12 protein-coding genes and 1 tRNA gene are annotated in these 20,500 nt (G+C 68.7%); 8 read left to right on the top strand and 5 right to left on the bottom strand.

The features are described from left to right. Positions 1–11 precede the first annotated feature (11 nt). Positions 12–2,900 carry a type I restriction endonuclease gene (locus AC1DCJ_RS07350; protein ID WP_478070557.1) on the top strand — a complete coding sequence of 963 codons (2,889 nt, stop codon included), beginning with the start codon at positions 12–14 and terminating at the stop codon, positions 2,898–2,900. A 469-nt stretch (positions 2,901–3,369) separates the two neighbouring features. On the opposite strand, the gene AC1DCJ_RS07355 is transcribed toward AC1DCJ_RS07350, so the two are convergent. Both AC1DCJ_RS07355 and ubiA read right to left on the bottom strand, forming a co-directional pair. Then, the gene (locus tag AC1DCJ_RS07355) at positions 3,370–4,794 is read right to left on the bottom strand and encodes a short-chain fatty acid transporter (RefSeq protein ID WP_181406170.1); all 1,425 of its coding nucleotides are present in this window, start codon (positions 4,792–4,794) and stop codon (positions 3,370–3,372) included. A gap of 241 nt (positions 4,795–5,035) precedes the next feature. Continuing rightward, a complete protein-coding gene (ubiA, locus tag AC1DCJ_RS07360) occupies positions 5,036–5,929 on the bottom strand; it encodes a 4-hydroxybenzoate octaprenyltransferase (RefSeq protein WP_137190685.1) in 894 nt (297 codons plus the stop codon). Between the two features lie 155 nt (positions 5,930–6,084). On the opposite strand from ubiA, the gene AC1DCJ_RS07365 reads away from it, so the two are divergent. Next, positions 6,085–6,161: transfer RNA gene (locus tag AC1DCJ_RS07365), tRNA-Arg, on the top strand. A gap of 83 nt (positions 6,162–6,244) precedes the next feature. Beyond that, positions 6,245–6,709, top strand: coding sequence for a hypothetical protein (locus AC1DCJ_RS07370; RefSeq protein WP_478070558.1), 465 nt, complete (start codon positions 6,245–6,247; stop codon positions 6,707–6,709). A 165-nt stretch (positions 6,710–6,874) separates the two neighbouring features. On the opposite strand, the gene AC1DCJ_RS07375 is transcribed toward AC1DCJ_RS07370, so the two are convergent. From AC1DCJ_RS07375 to AC1DCJ_RS07385, 3 genes are all read right to left on the bottom strand, one after another. Further along, positions 6,875–8,230: a Gfo/Idh/MocA family protein gene (locus tag AC1DCJ_RS07375; RefSeq protein ID WP_478070559.1), complete on the bottom strand. Its 1,356-nt coding sequence runs from the start codon at positions 8,228–8,230 to the stop codon at positions 6,875–6,877. A 53-nt stretch (positions 8,231–8,283) separates the two neighbouring features. Continuing rightward, positions 8,284–11,256, bottom strand: coding sequence for a TonB-dependent receptor domain-containing protein (locus AC1DCJ_RS07380; RefSeq protein ID WP_478070560.1), 2,973 nt, complete (start codon positions 11,254–11,256; stop codon positions 8,284–8,286). Positions 11,257–11,393: 137 nt separating this feature from the next. Beyond that, on the bottom strand, positions 11,394–14,720 hold the full coding sequence (locus AC1DCJ_RS07385; RefSeq protein ID WP_478070561.1) for a TIM-barrel domain-containing protein: 3,327 nt from the start codon (positions 14,718–14,720) through the stop codon (positions 11,394–11,396). Between the two features lie 362 nt (positions 14,721–15,082). Here AC1DCJ_RS07385 and AC1DCJ_RS07390 point away from each other — a divergent pair, with 362 nt between their 5' ends. The 5 genes from AC1DCJ_RS07390 to AC1DCJ_RS07410 are packed head-to-tail and all read left to right on the top strand — an operon-like array spanning position 15,083 to position 20,464. Continuing rightward, positions 15,083–16,240, top strand: a complete 1,158-nt coding sequence (locus tag AC1DCJ_RS07390; protein WP_478070562.1) for an SIS domain-containing protein — start codon at positions 15,083–15,085, stop codon at positions 16,238–16,240. Between the two features lie 13 nt (positions 16,241–16,253). Beyond that, complete coding sequence (locus tag AC1DCJ_RS07395; RefSeq protein ID WP_478070620.1) at positions 16,254–17,180, top strand: ROK family protein; 927 nt, start codon at positions 16,254–16,256, stop codon at positions 17,178–17,180. Between the two features lie 36 nt (positions 17,181–17,216). Continuing rightward, positions 17,217–18,545 (top strand): D-tagatose-bisphosphate aldolase, class II, non-catalytic subunit, encoded by a 1,329-nt coding sequence (locus AC1DCJ_RS07400; protein WP_478070563.1) that lies wholly within the window; start codon positions 17,217–17,219, stop codon positions 18,543–18,545. 33 nt (positions 18,546–18,578) lie between these two features. After that, complete coding sequence (locus tag AC1DCJ_RS07405) at positions 18,579–19,355, top strand: DeoR family transcriptional regulator (RefSeq protein WP_137190701.1); 777 nt, start codon at positions 18,579–18,581, stop codon at positions 19,353–19,355. After that, positions 19,352–20,464: an N-acetylglucosamine-6-phosphate deacetylase gene (locus AC1DCJ_RS07410; RefSeq protein ID WP_478070564.1), complete on the top strand. Its 1,113-nt coding sequence runs from the start codon at positions 19,352–19,354 to the stop codon at positions 20,462–20,464. The genes AC1DCJ_RS07405 and AC1DCJ_RS07410 overlap by 4 nt, the downstream gene beginning before the upstream one ends. The last annotated feature ends 36 nt before the right edge of the window (positions 20,465–20,500 follow it).

The following is a 20,500-nucleotide window of genomic DNA, read 5'->3' on the forward strand; positions in this document are numbered from 1 at the left end:
GGCGCGCTGTCATGAGCCGCGCACCGGTGCGCGGGGTGGTAACCCGCTCCACCTTGGGCTGGTTGCAGCGCCTGGGCTGGCAGTACCTGGCGCCGAATCGGCGCTGTTCCCTGCGCGGCGATGAGGGCAGCATGCTGCTGGATGGTCGTCTGCGGCAGTACCTGCAACAGCTGCGCTTTGAGGCGCACGGTGAGAAGTGGGCGCTGGATGCGGACGGCATTGCGCAGGTGCTGGCCGCCGTAACCCAAGGCCCGCTGCGGCGCGGATCGCAGGCAGGCAATGACGCCCTTCTGGTCGCGCTGCGCAACGGTGTATGCGTAACGCAGCGGCTGCCAGATGGCCGCACTGTGCGGGCAACGGTGCCGCTGGTGGATTGGGCCGAGCCGCTTAACAACCAATGGGACATCGCCAGCGCGCGTGACGAGGGCCAGCCGCTGCTGGATGCGGCGCCACGGATTGATGTGCTGATGGGCTACGTCAACGGCCTGCCCTTGCTGCGACTGCTGTGCGTGGAGCGCGACGGGCAGGCGCGCTGGGGCCGGGATGCGGCGGCCATTGCCTTGCATGGACGGCAGGTGCGCACCAGCCGCAGTGGGTGCAGCCCACCATTGCTGCTGGCGCTGGACCGGCGCGGTGGGCGCTATGCGTGCAGCGGCGCGCCCGCTGGCGGCTGGGTGCGGTGGCGCGAGCACGGCTGGACCGCGGACGCCGTGCAGCAACTGCGCGATACCGTGCCCATGCCCCGGACCGGTGCCGCAGAGGCCAATGGCCGCTGGCTGCGCGCGGTGCACGCGCCGTTGCTGGCCGGCGTGGCGGCGCCGGCGCGGGTGTTGGCGCTGCTGCGGGGTTTCATGCACACCGGTGCGGACGGCCAACCGCGTATTGCGCGGGCGGCGCAGTTCTTCGCGGTGCAAGCCGGGCTGGCGCAGTTGCGGCGTATCGACGCGCAGGGCTGCCGGGGGCGTGGACACCTGCGGCTGGCAGCGGGCGCCGGCATGGCGCTTACGTGGCACTGGTTGGTGCAGCAGGTGCAGCGCGACCCGTGGTTGCGCCACTGCCGGGTATTACTGGTGCAGCAGCACCCTGCCGTTGCGCCTCAGCCGGGCAGGCGGGGCGAACAGCCGGTGTCGCCCGGGCGGCGGCTGGCAGCCTTCATGGCCGACGGGCGCGGCTGCACCCTGCAGACCACGCCGGGCACGCTGCAGGCCTGGCTGCGCCGCCGCGACGCCGGGCATGACGGTGACGACCTGATCGTGCTGGCAGACGCCCACCTGCAGGCCGGCCAGCCAGCGTGGGTGGAACGCGCGCGTGAGCGGCTGCCGCGTGCGGGGTGGCTATGGCTGGGCAACGGCGCGCCGCCGGAAGCGGTGCCGAACCTAGCGAGCGAGCCGCTGCTGTTTGCATGCAGCAATGCCGACGCCATCGCCGATGGCCTGTTGGCGCCGGTGTACCACCATGCGCTGCAGCCCACGCCGCCACGGCGGCAGAAAGCCAAGCGCGGGGCCACGCTTCTGGTTGAGCCGGCCACGCCGCCCAGCGGCCGCTGGGCGTCCAACATCGCCCAGCACCTGCGCGATACCTTGCAGCACACCGAACGCAACCTGCGCGCGGTGCTGCTGGTGCACGATGCCGACACCATGCGTCGCTACCAGCGTGCCTTTGTCAGGGACGGGGCGATACACAGCGCGATGATCGGCCCCGGCTGCGGGCGGGCCAGCGCGGCGCAGCAGCAGGCGCAACTGCTGATTGCCAGCGACCCGCACGCCCTGCCCTATCTGGATGCACGGCTGGCGCTGGTCTACCTGGACACGGCTGTGGACAGCGCGGGGCTGGCGCGGGTGTTGGCCCTGCTCAACCGCCCGCATCCGCACAAGCACTGCGCGTGGCTGGTGCATCTGCCGGGTGTGCCAGCGCCTTGGCAACACGTTGCGGCAGATGCCTGGGCTCCGCTGCCGTTGCAACAGGTGCAGGCCGGGCTATCGCGCCAGCACCGCCGCCTGCGGGCGTTGCTGCCACCCACCGGTAGCGCGGATTTCCACGCCTGCCGCGCGCACGTGGGGCCGCGATGGGGCGTGGATGCGCTCGGGCAGGAGCGCGACCTGCACCGCCTGCGCCGGCGTTGCCTGCACCAGCGAGTGACGGGCTTCGGCCAGCAGTTGCAGGCCGCAATGCTGGCGCTGCCCGGCGAGGGCAGCGGAGCCGAGCTGGATACGCCGCAGCAGCGTTATCGGTATGACCTGCATTTCTGTTCGCTGCTGCGCGATGCGGTGGCCGCGGAGGCGTGCGAGGCGCATTTGAGTGCGGACGAAGATGTGCGCATTCGCCATTGGGCGCGCGAGCGCGCCCCAGAGGTGCGTGATGCGGGGTGGGACTACCTTGGCGCAGTGGACACGCTGCCGGCCAACCCACGCCGTGAGGCGGATGCGTTGCACAGCCAGCTGCGCCATCAACTGGAAACCAGCACGATCGGGGCCGCCGCACGGCTGCAACTGCAACGGCAGCTGCGGTGCTTGTTGGCCACGCCGCGTACGCCTGCCGAGCGGTTGCATTGCCTGCAGGCGCTGCAGGCATTGCAGGCACTGCGGCTGCGGGCGCTGGAACTTCCCGCTGCCGGCAGCGCGACGCGGGTGCAACTGGCCTGCCGTGGGGTACTGGTGCGCATCCTGGGTGCGCCGAAAAACACCGCGCAGCGGCAGCTGCATCACGCGGTGGCCGAACAGCTGCTCAGCGCCATCGGCGCAGCACATGCGGCACAGCCCCGCGCGCAGCACCTGGCGCTTGCAGACCTGCAACGCCGGCTGGCCCCGGCACTGGCAGCGGTGCTGTCGCCCGCGCACTGCGAGGCGGTGCTGGCACAGTTGCCAACGCTGCTGGCCGACACCGCACCTGCCCCCACGTAGAGCGGGGCTCTACGCGCCATACCCATCAACCTCGTAGAGCGGGGCTCTGCCCCGCTGCCATGGACCCCGAGCAGCCGGGCAGAGCCCGGCTCTACGCCGCGTACCCATCAACATTGTGGAGCGGGGCCGCCCATCAACGCTCGTAGAGCGGGGCTCTGCCCCGCTGCCGTTGACCCGAAGCAGCCGGGCAGAGCCCGGCTCTACGCGGTGTGCCCATCAACATTGTCGCGCGGGGCCGCCCACCAACGCTCGTAGAGCGGGGCTCTGCCCCGCTGCCATGGACCCCGAGCAGCCGGGCAGAGCCCGGCTCTACGCGGCGTGCCCATCAACATTGTCGCGCGGGGCCGCCCACCAACGCTCGTAGAGCGGGGCTCTGCCCCGCTGCCGTTGATCCGAAGCAGCCGGGCAGAGCCCGGCTCTACGCGGCATGCCCGCCAAACTCGTAGAGCGGGGCTCTGCCCCGCTGCCGTTACGGCATGACCGGCGGCACGTAAGTCAACGTCATGCCCAACAGCCACAACAACCCCAGCACCAACGGGATATGCACCAGCAGCTGGATGAACGTAAAGCCCACGATGTCACGCGCCTTCAAGCCCAGTACGCCCAGCAGCGGCAGCATCCAGAACGGGTTGATCAGGTTGGGCAGCGCTTCGGCAGCGTTGTACACCTGCACCGCCCAGCCCAGGTGGGCCTTGAGTTCGTTGGCAGCCTGCATCACATACGGCGCCTCGATGATCCACTTGCCGCCGCCAGAGGGCACGAAGAAGCCCAGCACCGCCGAGTACACGCCCATGACCAGAGCGAAGGTGTCGGCGGTGGCGATGTGCACGAACAGGCTGGACAACCGGTGCGCCAGGGTTTCGTCGCCGCTGCCCACCGCGTGGGTGAGGATCATGGCGATGCCGCCGTACAACGGGAACTGGATCAGCACGCCGGTGGTGCTGGGCACGGCCTTGGCCACGGCGTTGAGGAAGCTGCGCGGGCGCCAGTGCAGCAGCAGGCCCAGCGAAATGAACAGGAAGTTGTAGGTGTTGAGGTTGGCGATGGCGCTCACCAGCGGCTTGTTGGCAAATTCGCCAAACAGCCAGCCAAACGCCAGCAATGAAAGCAGCACGGTGAGCAGCGGGCTGTATTCCAGCCACTCGCCCGGGCGGGTGCGCGGCTGCAGCGGTTGCGGCTCGGCCTGGGCGGCGCCGTCGAAGTCCCGTGCGGTGCGGGCGGTGGCCGGGCCAGGCGCGGTGAGCCAGGCGATCAGCAGCGACACCAGGATCAACGCGGCGGTCAGCGCGATGGACTGCCACAGGAAGATGGTTTCGGTGAAGGGCAGCACCCCGGTGATCTCCACCAGCCCCGGCGGCATGCTGGCCGGGTTGGCCTGCAGCTGGGCGGCCGAGGAACTCAGGCCCATCGCCCACACCGCGCCCAGGCCCAGGTAGGCCGAGGCACCGGCGGCGCGGTAGTCCATTTTCAGGTCCTCGCGGCGCGCCAGCGCGCGCACCAGCAAGCCGCCAAATACCAGCGAGAAGCCCCAGCTGAGCAGCGAGGCCAGCATGCTCACCAGGCCTACGTACACCACCGCGCCACGGCCGGTGCGCGGCACCCGCGCCAGCTGGTCGATGAAGCGCGCCACAATGGGCGCGGTGGCCAGGGCGTAGCCGCCGATGACCACGAAGGCCATCTGCATGGTGAAGGGGATGAGGCTCCAGAAGCCTTCGCCGAAGGCGCTGGCGGTGGCCTGCGGGGTGGCGCCGAAGCCGATGGCGGCGGCCGCCACGATGACCACGCCGAGCACGGCGAACACGTAGGCGTCGGGGAACCATTTTTCCGCCCACGCGGCCGAGCGCAGTGCTGCGCGCGCCATCCAACCGTCTTGTGCTGCTGTCGACGTGGCCATCGCCCTACCCTCCCAGGTGATTCAGATGGGGAGCAGTGTGTGGGTTGGGTGGCGGGCTGTCAGTCGCCTATTGGTCGTAGGGGCGAGGTGCCGTGTGGCGGCCGCGGGGCGGCGCGTCGGGATGGTCGGGAGCCGGCCAGCGGCCGGCACTACCGGGTGCGTGCTGCCGAGCGTGGCTCGGCACTACCGGTTCATGGGCACCTCGACCGGTCGGTAGGCCCCGACCGTTGGTCGGGGCGCCTTAATGAAACGCCAGGGCCGCGGCGATACCGGCGAACAGGGTGGCGCCCACCCAGTTGTTGTGCAGGAACGCCTTGAAGCAGGCATCGCGCTCGCGTTTGCGGCACAACAGGAACTGGTAGGCGATCAGCAGCGCGGCCACGCCCACCGACATCCAGTACGCCGCGCCCAGGCCGGCGCGCAGGCCCACCAGGCTCATGGTGCCCAGGAACAGGGTGAACAGGATGCCCTGGATGACCAGGTCCAGGTCGCCAAACAGGATGGCGGTGGAATGGGAGCCCATCTTGAGGTCGTCGTCGCGGTCCACCATGGCGTACCAGGTGTCGTAGGCGGTGGACCACAGGATGTTGGCGCCATACAGCAGCCAGCCCACCACCGGCACTTCGCCCTGCACGGCAGCGAACGCCATCGGGATGCCCCAGCCGAAGGCCATGCCCAGGTACACCTGCGGCAGGTGGGTGTAGCGCTTGAGGTAGGGGTAGCTGGCGGCCAGGAAGATGCCGATGAAGCTCATGCCGATGGTCAGCCGGTTCAGGGTGAGCACCAGCGCGAAGGCCACCAGCATCAGCCCGGCGAACAGCAGCAGCGCCTCGCGCCCGGACACCCGCCCACTGGCCAGCGGGCGGTCCTTGGTGCGCTTGACGTGCGGGTCCAGCCAGCGGTCGGCGTAGTCGTTGATGACGCAGCCAGCCGAACGCGTCAGCCAGACCCCGGCACTGAACACGAACAGGGTCCACAGCGGCGGCAGGCCACCGGCGGCCAGCCACAATGCCCACCAGGTGGGCCACAGCAGCAGCAGGGTGCCGATCGGGCGATCGGCGCGCATCAGTTTCCAGTACTGGCCCCAACGCGACGGTGCGGGACCGTCGGGGGCTTCAAAACGTTCATAAGCCATGCGCAAAGGATACCGCCAAGCCCCGCCGCCAGCGTTGCCGTGCCGGGCAATTGAACGGGGGGCAGACCTGCGCCGCGTTTACCGCTAGAATGCTCCTCCCGCGCCATCAAGGCGTACGGCGGCCCGCATCGGCGCCCGGGACTGCAGGACACAACGCGCTCGTAGCTCAGCCGGATAGAGTAGTGGCTTCCGAAGCCATTGGTCGGGGGTTCGAATCCCTCCGGGCGCACCATCCTTGCCTTGTGGCCCATCGCCACACCCCCCTGAACGTCCAGAACCCTGCCCTACGTCGCATTGCGATACCTGCAGCCCAGCGTGGACGGCCCGCTTTTCTGGGACACTTCGGCCATGAAACGATCCCATGCGTGGCAACAAGACGGCACCGTGTCGCTCTGGCGTTATCGGGACAACCTGCGCAACTATCCGGGCTGGCACATCGGCGCCGATGCCGCCGGCTGCATGTCGATGCTGGCATTGTTGGATGCGCTGGCGCTGGACGGTCCGGGCGCGACGCGGACGCTGCAGCTCTCCCCACCCAGCCCCGCGCAGTTGGCCGTGCCGAACAACCGCGATGCGCGGTGGGACGCCCCGGCAACGTTACGGCTGACGGTGGATGAGGATGTGGCGTTCTGGCAGTGGGATGTGGACGGCGCGCGCGCCACGCTGCGGCTGGGAGACGCCGCGTTGGGAAATTTTCGACAGGGCGTGGTGGATATTGCCGCGGGTCGAGGCGATTACAGCGTGGGCCAGGGCGTTCAGGCGTTGTGGTTCTGGTGGTAGTGAGCCGACGTTTGAACAGGCAACCCGACAGGCGATGATGCGAGTGCAACTGCCACTGGGCCTGAGTGACAGTGCGATGGTGGATGGCGTCGGCATGGTGCGCACCGATCGTAGCCGGTGCGCTGTGGGACGGCAGCCGACCAACGGTCGGCTCTACCGGCTGGATCAATACGTCCCGTCGAACGCAAAGATCGGCTTGCGCTGCTTCCACAGCCCGGCGGTGAAGTCCGGGAATTCCAGCGTCTGGAAGCTGTTGGCGATGGACTGCTCCGACAGCGGGGTGATCGCACTCCAGGTGATGGCGTCGTAGATGTCGATCGGCATCGGCGCGCGGGCCTTCAGGGCCTCAACGAACGCATGGATCACGAACCAATCCATGCCACCGTGGCCGGCGCTGGCGGCGGTGTCGGCGTGCTGCTTCCACAGCGGGTGCTCGTACTGGTCCTGGTAGCCCTTGAAGTCTTCCCACTTGTGCGGCGGGCTGCGGCCTTCGATGTGGATGGACTGGTTGACGTCCATCCACAGGCCCTTGGTGCCCTGCACGCGGAAGCCCATCGAGTACGGGCGCGGCAGCGAGGTGTCGTGCTGCAGGATGATGGTTTCGCCGTTCTCGCAGGCCAGCGTGGTGGTCACCACGTCGCCCAGCTTGAACGCCACCTTGGTGCTGGGGTGGGTGGTGCCGCCGCTCTTGGCCACGGTGTAGTCGTGCAGGCCACGCGCCTTGCTGGCAAAGGCGTTGATGTGGGTGAAGCGGTTGCCGCGGTTGATGCCGGTGTACATGGCGCACGGGCCGATGCCGTGGCTGGGGTACAGCTCGCCGTTGCGCTTGACCGAGTGCTCGGTGCGCCAGCGCGCCTCGGACCAGCCCTTGGCGCCGAACTCCACGCCACTGTCATAGGGCTGGCTGGGGTCGCCGGAGTTGAACTTCACCCCGCGCAGGTCGTGCTGGTAACCGGCCTGCAGGTGCACCAGTTCGCCGAACAGGCCCTGCCGCACCATCTGCAGCGCGGCCATCACATCGCGCCGGTAGCAGACGTTCTCCAGCAGCATGTACGGGGTGCCGGTGGACAGCTGGGTCTTGAGCACGTCCCAGTGGTCCTGCAGGGTGATGCCGGCCACCACTTCACAGCCAACCGCGATCCTGGCCTGCATGGCCGCGATGGCCATCGGGGCGTGGTACTCCCACGGGGTGGCGATGACCACGCCGTCCAGCCCGCGCTGTTCCAGCAGGCGCTTCCAGGCGTTGACGTCGCGGTCCTGGCCGTAGGTTTTCGGCGCCGGCTTGCCTGCCTTGGCCACCATCTCCACGGCGCGGCCGAGCATGATCGGTTCGATGTCGCACAGCGCCACCACCTCCACGTCGTCGCGGCGCACCAGTTCCTTCAGCAGCACCTGGCCGCGCATACCCGTGCCGATCAGGCCCAGCCGCACCTTGCGCCCGCGCGCCCAGGCCGGTACCTGCGGCAGCAGGCTGCTGGCGGCGACGGCGGCGCTGGCCGCGATGAATTCCCTACGTTGCATGGATCACTCCTCCTCTTGAGACCTCGCCGGCGGGGGCCGGCGCGGTGGAACCGTCAGAACTTGTAGCCGACGGTCAGACTGTAACCACGACCGAAGATGGTCGCGTAATCGCTGGAATCGCCCAGGAAGCTGTTCGGATCGTAGAACGGCAGGCGGTCGAACAGGTTCTTGATGGTGAAGCCCACGTTCCAGTGGTCGTCCGGGCGCCAGGCCACGCTCAGGTTGGCCGTCCACCACGACGGAGCGCCGTCGCACTTGCTCTGCTCCACCGGCAGGTAGCCGGCGGTGCAGGTCTGCGGGTTGTTGTCTTCTTCATCGATCTGCTGGAGCGCCCACTTGGTGCCGCCCACGTAGTTGATGAACATGCTGGTGGTGACCTGCTTGTAGCTCCAGTCGGCGTTCAACGTGGCCCGCAGGCGCGGGTTGTTGTAATAGCCCACCAGGTCACCGTAGTACCAGCCGCTTTCGTCGTCCAGGTAGGAGCGGTTGCGGTTGGCGATGGTGGCGGCCACGCCGATGTTCAGGTTGCCCCACTCGCCCAGCGAGAAGCGGCTGCGCGCGTCGATGTCGAAGCCGTCGATCAGGGTCTTGCCGCGGTTCTTGTACTGCCCTACCACGCTGGCCACGTTGCCGGTGCTGTAACCGGGCAGCGTGCCGGGGCAGCTGACGCCGGTGGCCGGGTCGGCGCACATGGCCGCCAGCGCCGCCTGGTTGGCGCGGTCGGCCTCGGTGATCGGCGAGCGGGTGGAGGAAATGATGTCTTCGTCGCGGGTGTAATCCGGCGCGACGATCTCGTTGGTGCGGTAGATGAACCAGTAATCGGCCGACACCGACAGCCACGCGGTGGGTTCGTAGACGAAGCCCAGCGTGGTGATCTTGGCCTTCTCCGGCTTCAGCTCCGGGTTGGGCTGGGTCATGCGCGCCACGGTACGGCTGCAGTCGCTGTTGAGCAGGGTCTTGCCCAGGTCCACGTCACCGCCGCGCTGGGATTGCAGCAGCAGGTTGGCAATGGCGTTGGTCTCGTTGCAACGCACTTCGTCGCGGTAGCCGCCGAGCTGGGCGAACACACCGCCGTTGCCGGATTCGGCCAGGCTGGGGGCACGGAAGCCGGTGGAATAGGTGCCGCGCAGCATCAGCTGGTCGAACATCTGGTACTTCAGGCCCACCTTCGGGGCCAGGTTGGCGCTGAAGTCGGGGTACTTGTCCACGCGCAGCGCCGCGTCCAGTTCCAGCTTCTCGGTGAGCGGGGCCACGGTTTCGGCGAACAGCGCGTAGGTGTTGCGCTTGCCGTCGAACCACGAGCCGCCCTGCTGGGTGATCAGGCCGTTGGCCGCGTCCGGGTTGCCGGGGGTGTAGAAGGTTTCGCGGCTGGCATTGAAGCCGAAGGCCGCGCGCACTTCACCGGCGGGCATCTGGAACAGCGGGCCTTCAATCTTGCCGTCCAGGGTGTGCAGGCGGGTCCAGGACTGGATGTCGAAGGTGGGGAATGCTTCGCGGATCAGCGCCGCGTTGGCTTCGCTGTACTCGCCGAATTTATAGGCCGGGTGGTCGGAGATGATCACCCGCCCGGTGCCCGGGTCGACGCTGTACGGGCCAAACGCCTTCTCGAAGCCGGCCAGGTTGACGTTGGTGGTCTGGTAGGTCACCGAGTGGCTGCCGGCGGTGGCAAAGGCGGTTTCCCAGTTCCAGTCGCCCACGTCGCCCCGCAGGCCGGCCACCACGCGGTAGCTCTGGTCGGTGTTGCGCTGGCCGAAGTGGTTGGCGCCTACGTCCTGCAGCAGGTAGTTCAGGCCCACCACGCCGCCCATCAAGGCTTTCAGTTCGGGCGAGGCGTGGTTGTATTCGTTGTTCGGGCCGAGGTACGGGTACAGGAACTGGTTGACCGTGGTGCCGGTGTTGCGCGAGAACCAGCTGGTGGGGTTGCCGGTGGTGGTGCCGTAGGCACGCGGGGTGCCGCCATTGGCAGTCAGGTCGATGTCGGTGTAGGTCGCTTCGGCGAACGCCTCGGTGCTGTCGCCGATCAGGAAGTGGGCGTTGACGTAGGCGGTGTTGCGCTCGGACTTGGCACCGGCGTCGATCTCGTTGTTCATCCACGTCTCCCAGATACAGCGCGGGCCGGCCGCTTCACTGGTGAGCACGTTGTTGCAGCCCGGCGCGGCTTCCTGCACGCGGCGGCCGGTGACCGGGTCGAAGGCGAAGTAGCTGCCCGGGTTGAACTCGCCCGGCTTGCTGCCGGTGCCCAGGCGCAGGTTGGGCAGGTAGTTGGGGTTGTTGACGTAGTACTGGGACGGGCGCTTGTCGTAGAAGTCACTCAACGGAATCGCATCACGCCGGTACAGGTTGACCGAGGCGTACACGTTGTAGCGGTCTTCATCCAGGTCGCCGAAGCCGGCGGTGATGCTGCCCTGGTGTTCGCCGTAGGAGCTGATGCGCGACGATTTGTCGGTGGTGAGGTTGATCTCCGCGCCCTGGTAGGAGCGCTTGGTGATCACGTTGATCACGCCGGCCACCGCGTCGGTACCGTACACCGCCGAGGCGCCGTCGGTGAGCACTTCCATGCGTTCGATCGCCGCGGCGGGAATCGCATCGATGTTGACGAACTGGGTCTGGAAGCCGGCGGGCGCGCCGTAGTACGACAGGCGACGGCCGTTCAGCAGCACCAGCGTGCCCTGCGCGCCGAGGCCGCGCAGGTTGGCCTGCGAGGCGCCGTCGGAACCGGTGAACAGCGAACGGGAATCCTGCTGGGCCGGCCGCGCGGCGGGCAGGTTGTCGAGCACCTGCAGCAGCGTGCGCGCGCCCATGTTCTCGATGTCCTGCTTGCTGATCACCTGCACCGGCGAGGCGGTTTCCACGTCGCTGCGGCGGATGTTGGAGCCGGTCACTTCAATGCGCTGCAGCTCGGTGGCCTTGGCAGCGGGCGCGGCCTCCTGCGCACCGGCGTTGCCGACCACGGCAAGGGCCAGGCCCAGTGCGATGGACAAGGGGGTAGCGGGGATGCAGCGATGGCGATGGCGTTCGGTCAACATCTGTGTCTCCTTGTTCGATCCGCAGCGTGGGGCTGGCGGTGGATGGGTGTTTTCGGGCAAACGTCCCCCGTGCCGCGGCCACACGGCCGCAGACGGGAAACGGAGAGAACTGTTTTTCTGAACGCGTGTTGCGTCGGTTACGGCGACACGATGCTGGCGGTATCGCCCTCCTGTCCGATCAGCGCGGCGTTGGCCCAGTTACCGCAGACCTGCGCGGGGTGGTCGCCCTGCGCGCCCAGCGTGCGCAGGCTCAAGGTATGCAGGCCGCGCACGTCCAGCTCCGGTTTGACCACGCCGGGCGCCTTGACCAGGCCGCTGTCATACAGCAGCCGGTTGTCGCCCCACACCTGGAACTGCATGCCGCCGGCGGCGCGGCACTGGTCATCGATGCCGAGATCGGCGCGCAGCAGGCGCCAGCTGCCGGTGAGCTTCAGGTCGATGCGGCTGTTGGCATTCACCCCCAGGCCGCGGCGGAACAGCAGGCCGTTCATGCGCAATGCCGCCTGGCCGCCAAAGGCGTGGTCGCTGGCCACGCTGGCCTGCAGCGCGGCCGGCAGCGTCAGCGCAGACAGGTACAGCTGCTGGGCCGGGGTGGTGGGCTGCGGATGTTCCAGCACATGGAAGCTGGACAGCACGATGGGGCCAACGTCGCGCGGCTGCAGCGCATCCACTGCACGGGCCACGCTGCCCTGCGCGGCGGTCACCATCGGATCACTGGCGCCGGCACCGTCGCCGTCGGGGTTCTGCGTGCTCAGCACACGGAAGCGCAGCAGGCGGCCGGCGTGGGCGGGGAAGTCGATCTGCTGCGTGCCCTGCTGCAGGGTGAGGCGGCCACGCTTGACCGGTTCGCCCCACTCGCCGTTGCTGTCGGCCAGGTAGATCTCGTAGTCGCGGATCTGGCCGTTCTTCCAGTGCGGGTCGTTGCGCGGCGCCAGCGCGATGCCGTCGATCAGCTTGCGCTCGCCGAAGCCGAGCACCCATTCGTGCGCGCCGGTCTTCACCGATTGGTTGCGTACCGTGCGGAACCAGGTGGCCGGGTCGTCATCGAAGGCCTTTTCCAGTTCGTAGCCCTGCTCTTCGGCCGGGCGGTTGACCACCAGCAGGCTGTCCGACGGCAGTGCGCGGCCCAGCTCCGGCGCGGCCGGGTACGCGTCGTCCGCAACGGCGGCGGCTACCGGCAGGGCCAGCTGCAGCGCCAGCGGCTGGCGGATGTCGGTGGGCGCAGTGCGTACATGCAGCGTGCCGCGACGCTCGGCGGCATCGAAGTACCAGCCTTCGCTGGCCGCCTGCCACGCCGCCTTGTCGGCCAGCATCGGCAGCGTGCGCTCGCCCAGAGTGACCGCGGTGGGGCGCTGGCGGCTGAGCACGCGCAATGCGTAGCGGCGTTGCGGCAGCTGGCCGGCGTACTGGCCCTGCACCGCACCGATGGTGACCTGCACCGGGCCCGTGCCCTGCGCGGGCGCTGTGACGGTCACCTGCTGGGTGCTGGATTCGCCCTTCTCGTAGCGCCGGGTGTTGCCGTCGTCTTCGTACAGGGTGTACTGCGCATCGCCCTGCGGGTACAGGTCGAAGGTGACTTCATCCAGCGGCTTCTGCCCGTCGTAGAGCATGTCCGGGTACATCGGAATGATCGCGCCGGCCCGCACGAACACCGGGATCGTGGCCAGGTCCACGGCACGGTCCAGGGTGCGGCCGTCGGCACCGGCGTGCAGTTGGCGGCCGTCCCAGTAGTCGATCCAGCGGCCCTGCGGCAGGTGGATGTCACGGCGCCAGCCACGGCTGGCCGCCTGGCTGCGGTATACCGGCGCGATCAACAGTTCGCGGCCGAGCAGGAACTGGTACTTGTAGGCTTCGGTGTAGGCCTGCGGGTCCTGCGGGTAGTCCCACATCAGCGCGCGCAGCAGCGGCGCGCCGGTGGTGGCCGCGTCATGCGCCAGCCCGTACATGTACGGGGTCATGCGCATCTTCAGCTTGAGGTAGTCGCGGTTGACGCTGCGGTAAGGCTCGTCGAACCACCACGGGTGCTTGCGGGCGTTGCCGGACCAACCGGACATGCCCATCAGCACGGGGGTGAAGCTCTTCCACTGCAGGTCGCGGGTGAAGGTTTCAGCGCTGCCGCCGAAGATCGCATCCACATCGCCACTGGCGTAGGCCATGCCCGAGAGCCCCGAGCCGACCAGGGTGGGAATGTGCCAGCGGATGTAATCCCAGCTGCTGCTCTGGTCGCCGGTCCACGCCACCGCGTAGCGCTGGATGCCGCCCCAGCCCATCACCGTCCACAGGAACGGGCGCGAGTCGGAGTTGTGCAGGATGCCGTTGAACGCGGACTGGTTGGCGTCCATCGCGAACTGGTAGCCCTTGCCGGTCCAGGCCACGTCCAGCTTCTGCACGCGGCTGCCGGCGGTGCCCACTTCCCAGGCAATCTTGTCCACGCCGTTCTCGGTCCACAGCCCGGTCTTGAAGCCGTACTTCGCCAGGCCCTGCACGGTCTCGGGCAGCTTCTTGTAGCCGCAGCCGTAGCCATCGTTGGGCAGGATCCAGCCACCGGGCATGTCGTGGTCGCGGTACTGTTTGGCCACGCTGTCCACCACGTCGGGGGTGGTGCCGGTGGGACCGTCGCTCCAGCCGTCGGGCACGCTGCCGGGCTTCTTGATGTTGTCGCCGTCGTTGTAGCAGTCGGCGTCGCCGTAGGAGAACGCCCAGCGCGGCAGCAGGCCGGCGCGGCCGGTCAGCGCGGTGTAGCGATCCAGCAGCGTGTGCAGGCTGGGACCGACGAAGTAGTACGCATCAAAGCGGTCTTCGCGGTGCAGCAGCGTGGCCTGGTCGGCCTGGCGCAGATCGTAGGTGCCATCGCTCCAGGTGTTGCGCAGCATGCCCCAGCCGCGTGCGCTCAGCAGCATGGGCGCGGGGTTGGGGCGGTCGCCCTCCTCCCAGCCACCGGAATAGGACACCTCCAGTTCGCGGCCCTTGAAGGCGAAGCGGCCGTTCTGCTGGCCGCCACCGAAGAAGTGTTCGTCGGCATCGCTGGACAGCACCTGCACGCTCTGGTCCTTGCCCAGGTCCAGCGGCTGCAGCTCGCGCCACAGCGGCACCGCGCCGCCTGCGTCGCGGCGGTCCAGTGCCAGGCGAAGCGGCTGGCGCTGGATGTGCAACACCAGCGCAGCGGTGCGGATGCGGACTTCGGTGCCGTCTTCTTCCAGCTGGGCGGCAACCTTCGCGGCCGACTGCGGCACCACGATCGGGGCGGCCTTGTCGCCCGCGCCGCTGAGCGTGCCGTTGCGTCCGGCCTGCACGCGCAGCATGTCCTCGCCCAGCAGGTCCACGCGCAGCACCATGCCGTTGTCGGTGCGGATATCCCAGCCGGGGCTGCCGTCCTTGTTGGGAGCAGCGCTGATACGGGCCAGGTTGCCCAGGGGCTCGGCCACGGCCGGTGCCGCCGCCAACGCGGACAGCAGGGCCACCATCAGGCCAGTACGTCGAAACCGGGATTCCACCTTGCCCCCAAGCCCGCGGTCAGCGGGAATCTGAAACCAGTGCGGCCGACTCTAGGGCAGGGTCTCGAAAGATGTCAACAAATTGCAAAGAAAAAGGAAGGATATTTTCTTTAAAACGAAAGATATGCCGGGAGCCGCTTTCTATATAGCGGCTGAATACGCGATTGTTGCCGCCTGAAACCTTGCTGCGGTGCGGCATCCGCAGGGAGGCGCCCTGGGGTCGAGCTGATGGATTCGTAAAAACTGTGACCGCCCTAGCTTTTCTTTATCTTTCGATATTTGACATTTCGAAAGAAAACGCAGAAGGTGCGGTCGCCCAACAGGAATTGCGAATGGACGCTTCTGTGCTTACCGACTTGCCCGCGTGGCAGCGCCTTGGCGGCGCCTATACCGCCGAAGAAATCGCCCAGCAGCCGCGCATGTGGACTGCCCTGGCCGACCTCCTCGATGACGCGCAGGCGCGCATCGACCGCTTCCTTGGGGAGGCACTGCGCCAGCCCGGCCAGTTGGTGATCTTCACCGGTGCCGGCAGCTCGGGCTTCATCGCCGAAATGGTGGCTGACCACCTCAATGCGCAGTGGCCCGCCGAGGTCCGCGCGCTCCACACCACCAGCCTGCTCACCCACCCGGCGCTGTACCTGCGCCGCGACCGCCCGACCCTGCTGGTGTCGTTCGGGCGCAGTGGCTCCAGCCCGGAAAGCGTGGCGGCGGTGGAACTGGTGCGCGACCGGGTCGACGACGCGCGCTTCCTGGACATCACCTGCAATGCCGACGGCGAACTGGCCCGGCGTGGCCATGGCCGCAGCGACACGCTGTCGTTGCTGATGCCGCCGCCCAGCTGCGACCGCGCCTTTGCCATGACCAGCAGCCTGAGCTGCATGCTGCTGGCCGCGCTGAGCGTGTTCGACGGCGCGCCGTGGCCGCAGCGCGTGCAGCGCCTGCGCAGCCTGGCCAGCCACGGCGAACGTGCCCTGCTGGCGTGGGACGGTGCCGTGCGCACGCTGGCCCAGGCCGCGTATTCGCGTGTGATCTACCTGGGCAGCGGCCCGCTGGAAGCACTGGCCCGCGAAGCGGCGCTGAAGGTGCTCGAGCTCACCGCGGGCCAAGTGCTGGCGCTGGCCAACACCCCGCTCGGCTTCCGCCACGGCCCCAAGTCCACGCTCAATGGCGACACCCTGGTGGTGATGCTGCGCAGCGCGCAACCGCTGTCGCGCCGCTACGAACAGGACCTGCTGGACGAACTGCGGGGCGATGGCATCGCCGCACGGGTGATCTCGGTGGGTCCCGATGGCGATGACCGCGCCGACGGCGACTTCGTGCTCGACGCACCCGCGCTGGACGACAGCTGGCTGGCCCCGCTGTGGCTGCTGATGCCGCAGTGCTATGCGCTGCAGCGTTCGGCGGCGCTGGGCATGACCCCGGACAACCCCTTCCCCGACGGCACCGTGAACCGGGTCGTGCAGGGCGTGACCATCCATTCCCATGGCTGAGCAGGGCATGCCCATGCAGTGCTGGTACGGCATCGACGTTGGTGGCACCAAGATCGAGCTGGTGGCCTACGACGCCACCCTGCGCGAACTGCACCGTGAGCGGGTGACCACGCCCACGCAGGACTACGACACCTTCCTGCAGGCGATCACCGGGCTGGTGCACAGCGCCGACCGCACGTTGGGCGGCGCGTGCCGCGCCATCGGTATCGGCCTGCCGGGCGTGCGCGACCGCAGCACCGGGCGGCAGCTGAGCGCGAACGTGCCCAGCCTCACCGGCCGCCTGGTCGGCGAGGACCTGCAGGCCCGGCTGCACCGGCCGTTGCAGTTCGGCAACGACCTGCAGTGCTTCGCCCTGAGCGAAGCCCATGGCGGCGCGGGCGCGGGGTACCCGAGCATGTTCGGCGCGATCCTCGGCACCGGTGCCGGCGGCGGTTTCTGCGTGGGTGGCCAGTTGCTCACCGGTGCCAACGGCATCGCTGGCGAGTGGGGGCACTGGAGCATTCCGGCCACCCTGCTGCAACGCCACGCGCTGCCGGTGCTGCCCTGCGCGTGCGGCCTGCGCGGTTGCCTGGAGCGTTACGTGTCCGGCAATGGCTTGGCCCTGATCCACGAAGGCCGCGGCGGTGACGCCGTGGACGCCACCGCCGTGGTGGCGCTGGCCCACGCCGGCGATGCCATCGCCACGCAGGCGCTGGCGATCCACCGCGACCTGCTGGGCTACAGCTTCGCCAACCTGATCCTGGCCATCGACCCGCACGTGATCGTGCTGGGCGGCGGCCTGTCCAAGCTGGAGCAGCTGTACCACGACCTGCCCGCCGCGATCGTTCCCTACCTGTTCCAAGGGGTGCGCGTGCCGCCGATCCTGCCGCCCACCTTCGGCGATGCCGGCGGTGCGCGTGGCGCGGCGCTGCTGGCCCGCCAGCACCACCCTGCCTGCTGATACCCCCTTGTTGCACCGCTTGTTTCCGGAGTTGCCATGTCTGCCATCCAATCGCTGATCGCCGCCCATCGCCAGGGCCATCCCGTGGGCCTGTACAGCGTGTGCTGCAGCAATGAACAGGTGCTGCTGGCGGCCATGCAGGTCGCCCAGCGCTACGACACCCTGCTGCTGATCGAGGCCACCTCCAACCAGGTGGACCAGTTCGGTGGCTACACCGGCATGACCCCGCCGCAGTACCGCGACTACGTGCTCCACCTGGCGCGCGATGCCGGCTTCCCGGCCGAGCGGCTGGTGCTCGGCGGCGACCACCTGGGCCCCAATGCGTGGCAGAAGGGCCCGGCCGAGGTGGCGATGGCCAACGCGCGCACGCTGATCGAAGCGTACGTGGCCGCAGGCTTCCACAAGATCCACCTGGACTGCAGCATGTCCTGCGCCGATGACCCCACCCCGCTGCCCGATGCGGTGGTGGCGGCACGCTCGGCCGAGCTGGCCCGCATCGCCGAGCGCACCGCCGCCGCGCACGGCCTGCCGCCGCCGGTGTACGTGATCGGCACTGAAGTCCCCATCCCCGGCGGCGAAGCCTCGCTGGCCGGTGGCCTGCAGGTCACCACGCCGGCCGCGGCAGCCACCACCCTGGCCATCCACCGCGAGGCGTTTTCCGCGCCGGACCTGCTGCCGGCGTGGGAGCGCGTGATTGCGATGGTGGTGCAGCCCGGCGTCGATTTCGACCACAGCAGCGTGCACTACTACGACCCGTCCGCAGCGCGCGCGTTGTCGGCGTTTGTTGACGCGCAGCCGCGCATCGTGTTCGAGGCGCATTCCACCGACTACCAGACCGAAGTCGGCCTGCACGCGCTGGTGCGCGACCACTTCGCCATCCTCAAGGTCGGCCCGGCCGCCACCTATGCCTTCCGCGAAGCGGTGTTCGCCCTGGCCATGATCGAAGCCGAGCTACTGCCGGCGGCGCAGTGTTCCAACCTGATCGACGTACTGGACCAGTGCATGCGCGACAAGCCGGGCAGCTGGCGCAGCTACTACCAGGGCGACGAACGCGAACTGCGGTTGCTGCGCGCCTACTCGCTGAGCGACCGCAGCCGCTACTACTGGGGCGAGCCGGCGGTGGTGGCCGCGCTGCAGACGCTGGTGGCCAACCTGCGCCAGCACGCGCCGCCGCAGATCCTGCTCAGCCAGTTCCTGCCCAACCAGCAGCTGGCCATTGAAGCCGGCGAGCTGACGGCCGAGCCGTTGGCGCTGATCCAGCACAAGGTGGCCGAACGGCTGGGCGAGTACGCCCGCGCCTGCAATCGCAACCGCGCCGGGGCCAATAACGAAACTTTCCGGGCCACGGAGCTTTCGGAACGGTAAGCTTTGGCTTTCCTTCCGAACGGAATCGCCCCCATGCGCAATACCCGCCAGCGTCGCCAACAGATCCTGCAGTTGCTGGTCGAGCACGGCAACGTGCAGGTCAGCGAGCTGGTCGCGCGTTTCGGCGTGTCGGCGGTGACCATCCGCGCCGACCTGACCCACATCGAATCGCAGGGCCTGGCCACGCGTACCCATGGCGGCGCCACCCTGGTGCGCACCCCGCCGCAGGAACAGGACATCCACGAGAAGGACGCCCTGAACCTGCCGGTGAAGGACAGCATCGGCACGCACGCGGCCGGGCTGGTCAAGGCCGGCGACAACATCATCATCGACTCCGGCTCCACCACGATGACCCTGGCCCGGCACCTGCGCGGGCACCGCGACGTGACGGTGATGACCAACGGGCTGAACATCGCCTGGGAACTGGCCAACGCACCGGGCGTGGAACTGCTGCTCACCGGCGGCCTGCTGCGCAAGCAGTCGCTGTCGCTGCAGGGCAGCCAGGCCGAGGCCAGCCTCAACACCTACAGTTTCGACACCCTGTTCCTGGGCGTGGACGGCCTGGACCTGCAGTTCGGCCTCACCACCCACCACGAGGCCGAAGCCAGCCTCAACCACCGCATGGTCGAGCGCGCACGCCGTATCGTGGTGCTCACCGATGCCTCCAAGTTCGGCCGGGTCAGCCTGCACCGCATCGCGCGGCTGGACCAGGTCCACACCGTCATCACCGACGCCAGCATCGACGCCGAGTACCTGGAAGGGCTGCAGCGGCTGGGCATCGAAGTGATCATCGCCGAGTCCCCCGCGTGACCCAGACCCGCTCCCTTTATGGCCGCATCCTCACCCCGCTGGGGTGGCGCCGCGGCCACGTGCACTTCGACACCCATATCCGGCAGCTGCAGGTGGACGACCACAGCGGCGCCGATAATCCGCAGCTGCCGGTGATCCTGCCCGGCTTCATCGACCTGCATGTGCATGGCGCGGCCGGCGTGGACCTGATGCAGGGCGGCGACGTGGCCCGCACCATCGCCCGCACCCACGCGCGTTTTGGCACCACCACGCTGCTGGCCACCACCATGACCGCCGGCCTGGATGAGATCGCCCATGCGCTGCAGGGCGTTGCCGCCACCATGGCCGCGCCCGACGCCGCGGCCGCCTGCATCGCTGGCGTACACCTGGAAGGCCCGTTCATCAGCCCGCAGCGGCTGGGCGCGCAGCCCAACCGCACGCTGGAGGCGACGCTGGCGCTGGTGCAGCAGCTGCATGCGCTGGCACCGATCCGGGTGATGACACTGGCCCCGGAGATCGGCGCGCACACCGCGCTGATTCCCGCGCTGTGCGCACTCGGCATCCGCGTGCAGCTGGGCCACAGCGCCGGCACCTACGAAGACGGCGTGGCCGCCTTGCAGGCCGGTGCCTCCGGCTTCACCCACCTGTTCAACGGCATGACCGGCGTGGACCACTACCGCCCCGGCATGGCCGCCGCCGCCCTGGCGCATGCGCAGTACGCCGAGATCATCCCGGACCTGCAGCACCTGCACCCGGGCGTGATCCGGCTGGCCGCACGGGCAATTCCGCGCCTGTATGCGGTGACCGACGCCACCGCCGCCACCGGCATGCCCGACGGCGAGTACGCGCTCGGCGAGCAGCGCGTGCACAAGTGCGGTGGCTGCGTGCGCCTGGCCACCGGTTCACTGGCCGGCAGCGCGCTGACCATGGACCAGGCACTGCGCAACCTGGTGCAGGTGGGGCTGGAGCTGGCCGATGCATCGCAGCGCGTGTCCACCTTCCCGGCCCAGTACCTGGGCCTGGACGACCGCGGCAGCATCGCCCCGGCCGGGCGCGCGGACCTGGTGGTGCTGGATGCCGCCCTGCAGTTGCAGCAGGTGTTCGTCACCGGCCACCCGATCCCCCTGTAATGCCGGGCGCTGCCCGGCCATGCCCCGTAGCGCCGG

This window comes from Stenotrophomonas sp. 10N36 (assembly GCF_056395005.1).